At 65.9% G+C, this 2,881-nt stretch carries 5 protein-coding genes; 2 read left to right on the plus strand and 3 right to left on the minus strand.

Annotated features, from left to right (window positions below; translation table 11 throughout):
* The 3 genes from AC2VOU_RS11785 to ruvC all read right to left on the minus strand — a co-directional run.
* Nucleotides 1-501: AAA family ATPase (locus AC2VOU_RS11785; RefSeq protein WP_486957546.1), on the minus strand; the 501-nt coding region annotated here is incomplete at its 3' end.
* A 121-nt stretch (nt 502-622) separates the two neighbouring features.
* Complete coding sequence (gene ruvA, locus AC2VOU_RS11790; protein ID WP_054880206.1) at nt 623-1,234, minus strand: Holliday junction branch migration protein RuvA; 612 nt, start codon at nt 1,232-1,234, stop codon at nt 623-625.
* Nucleotides 1,231-1,797 carry a crossover junction endodeoxyribonuclease RuvC gene (ruvC, locus tag AC2VOU_RS11795; RefSeq protein WP_047315966.1) on the minus strand — a complete coding sequence of 189 codons (567 nt, stop codon included), beginning with the start codon at nt 1,795-1,797 and terminating at the stop codon, nt 1,231-1,233. The genes ruvA and ruvC overlap by 4 nt, the downstream gene beginning before the upstream one ends.
* A gap of 174 nt (nt 1,798-1,971) precedes the next feature.
* Here ruvC and AC2VOU_RS11800 point away from each other — a divergent pair, with 174 nt between their 5' ends.
* On the plus strand, nt 1,972-2,595 hold the full coding sequence (locus tag AC2VOU_RS11800) for a DUF4178 domain-containing protein (RefSeq protein ID WP_486957544.1): 624 nt from the start codon (nt 1,972-1,974) through the stop codon (nt 2,593-2,595).
* 20 nt (nt 2,596-2,615) lie between these two features.
* Nucleotides 2,616-2,881, plus strand: a 266-nt coding sequence (locus AC2VOU_RS11805; RefSeq protein WP_486957545.1) for a DUF2617 family protein, incomplete at its 3' end; no start/stop codon positions are given.

The raw sequence follows: 2,881 nt of genomic DNA on the forward strand, positions 1-2,881 counted from the left end.
GCCGGATCGAGTGGTCGCGCCGACCAGGGTGAAGGGTGCGACTTCCAGGGGAATCGATGTCGCCCCAGGGCCTTTGCCGACGACCACGTCGACCCGAAAGTCTTCCATCGCCAGGTACAGCATCTCCTCCGCAGGCCGGGCGATGCGGTGGATTTCGTCGATGAACAACACGTCGTGCTCGACCAGGTTGGACAACATCGCTGCCAGGTCACCGGCGCGCTCCAGCGCAGGCCCGGACGTCACCCGCAACGAGGAACCAAGTTCAGCAGCGATGATCATGGCCAACGACGTCTTACCCAGCCCCGGCGGGCCGGACAGCAGGATGTGATCCGGCGTGCCGCCACGGTTCTTGGCCCCCTCAATGACCAGCTGGAGCTGTTCACGCACCCGTGGCTGACCGATGAACTCCCGCAACGAGCGCGGCCGCAGGCTGACATCGATGTCGCCCTCGCCGACGGTCAGCGCCGGGGAAACCTCCCGATCCGAGTAGTCCTCGCTCAATTGCGCGGCTTTCCCCCGCAAGCGGGTGGGGGTACATCCTGCGCGCGGGGGAGTGCCCCCACCCCATCGCTTCGTCCCCCGCAAGCGGGAGGTGCCCCCACTGCATCGTCGCCGGCGCGGCTCATCGGGCCTTGCCCAGCAACGACAGGGCGGCCCGCAGGGCACTGGACGTCGTCGCCGCGCCATCTTTTCCAAGGTCACCGCTGAGCACCTGATCGGTCGCTTCCTCGGCTTGCTTGGCCGCAAAGCCCAGCCCGACCAGGGCTTCGACTACGGGGCTTCGCACCGCGTGGCCGTTAGCAGCAGCGCCCGCAGCCGATCCGGGTGCCGCGACCGCACCCACCTTGTCGCGCAACTCCAGCACCATCCGTTCGGCGCCGCGTTTACCGATACCGGGCACCCGAGTCAGCGCGGCAACATCGCTATCGGCCAGTGCCTGCCGCAGTGCCGCCGCGTCGTGCACGGCCAGTGTCGCCATAGCCAGGCGAGGCCCCACTCCCGAAACCGACAGCAACGTCAGGAACAGGTCACGGTTCTCGGCGTCGGAAAACCCGTATAGCGTCATCGAGTCCTCACGCACGACCATTGCGGTGACCAGCCGGGCCTGACTGCCCTGCCGCAACGTCGCCAACGTCGCCGGTGTCGCGTTTACCCGGTAGCCGATGCCGGCGGCTTCAATGACGGCGTGGTCAAGTGCGACCTCGAGTACCTCGCCGCGGACTGAGGAAATCATCGGGCGGCCTTAACCTTGCTGGCTACCTTGGCCCGATAGGCCTGACGGTGCTGCGCGGCCAGCGCTTCGGCCGCGGCCATCCGGGCGATCATCGGCGCTCTCCAGCAGTGGCAGATCGCCAGGGCCAACGCGTCAGCCGCATCGGCCGGTGTCGGTTTAGCTTGCAGCGCAAGGATTCTGGTGACCATCGCGGTAACTTGCGCCTTGTCGGCGGCACCGTTGCCGGTCACTGCGGCCTTCACCTCGCTGGGGGTATGGAAGTGCACGTCGATACCGCGTCTCGCCGCGGCCAACGCGATCACCCCGCCGGCTTGTGCCGTACCCATCACGGTCGACACATTTTGCTGAGAGAAAACCCGCTCGATGGCCATGACATCCGGATGATGGGTGTCCAGCCAGTGCTCGACGGCATCGCTGATAGCCAGCAATCGCTGAGACACCGGTGCGTCCGAGGGTGTGCGCACCACGTCGACATCCAACGCGACAACGTGGCGACCGCGCCCACTTTCGACGACGGACAACCCGCACCGCGTCAACCCGGGATCGACGCCCATCACGCGCATCACATGCTCCCCATCTAACACCGAACAGTTGTTCGATAGCCTACCGGCCGACGTCGACAGCATCGGGTAGGACACGCGGTGGCACGGCCTGTCGGCCAGCCCGTTACACCGCCGAGGCAAGCGAAAACTGTTAACTTAATGCGCACACTCGCTGTCCGGCACGGAAGGGTCTGCGTGGGATCACTGCTGGTCGTCCTTGCCGTGGTGCTGTTCATCGCATCCATCGTTATTCTCGTCGTGGCTTTGCGGCGACCCAAGACACTGACTCAGCCGGGCTGGCGTTCCGACCCGCTTTCTTTTAACGCGATGCCGCAATTCGGGCCTCGGCAGCTCGGCCCCGGGGCCATCGTCAGCTACGGCGGCGTCGACTACGTGGTCCGCGGATCGGTCACCTACCGCGAAGGCCCCTTCGTCTGGTGGGAACATCTGCTGGAAGGCGGCGACCAGCCGCTCTGGTTCAGCGTCGAGGACGACGATGGACGTCTCAAACTGGCGATGTGGGTCACCCGCAAAGACCTCGAGTCCTTGCAGCCCGGCGGCCAACAGGTGGTCGACGGCGTGACGTTTAGCGAATCCGAGCGCGGCCACGCCGGCTACACCACCGAAGGCACGACCGGCCTGCCGCCCGGCGGGGAGATGGACTTCGTCGACTACGGCAGTGTTGATCGGGGAGCCGACGAAGCACTGCTGCTGTCGTTCGAACGCTGGGCGCCGGACATGCCATGGGAAATATCGACCGGCAAGTCCGTGCTAACCGGTGAACTCACCGTCTACCCCGCGCCCCCGCCGTCGGCATAAGACCGCAGAGGATTAGGTCGGTGCCGCTTCATCAGCTCGCCATAGCTCCTGTCGACGTCGACGGCAGCAGGCTCGGACTGGCACTCAACGCGCCCGCGCCGCCGCCGCTGGCCAGGTACGTCCTAAAACACCCGGACGGAAGCGTCCTGCTGCTTGGGGTCCTCGGCGCATCGCATGTGGTGACGATCGAACACCCCAGCTGCCGCTTCTCCGAGCAGGTCTCCTGTATCGTCTGCAGCTCTGGAAGCGATCTGCCGGAGTGCGCCGACGCGGCCGGCTACCACCT

It is taken from the genome of Mycobacterium sp. TH-M25 (genome assembly GCF_057473665.1).

Excerpts from the sequence above, each read along its gene's own strand:
- ruvC (WP_047315966.1), bottom strand. The coding sequence starts at position 1,797 with ATGCGCGTGATGGGCGTCGATCCCGGGTTGACGCGGTGCGGGTTGTCC.
- ruvA (WP_054880206.1), bottom strand. The coding sequence starts at position 1,234 with ATGATTTCCTCAGTCCGCGGCGAGGTACTCGAGGTCGCACTTGACCAC.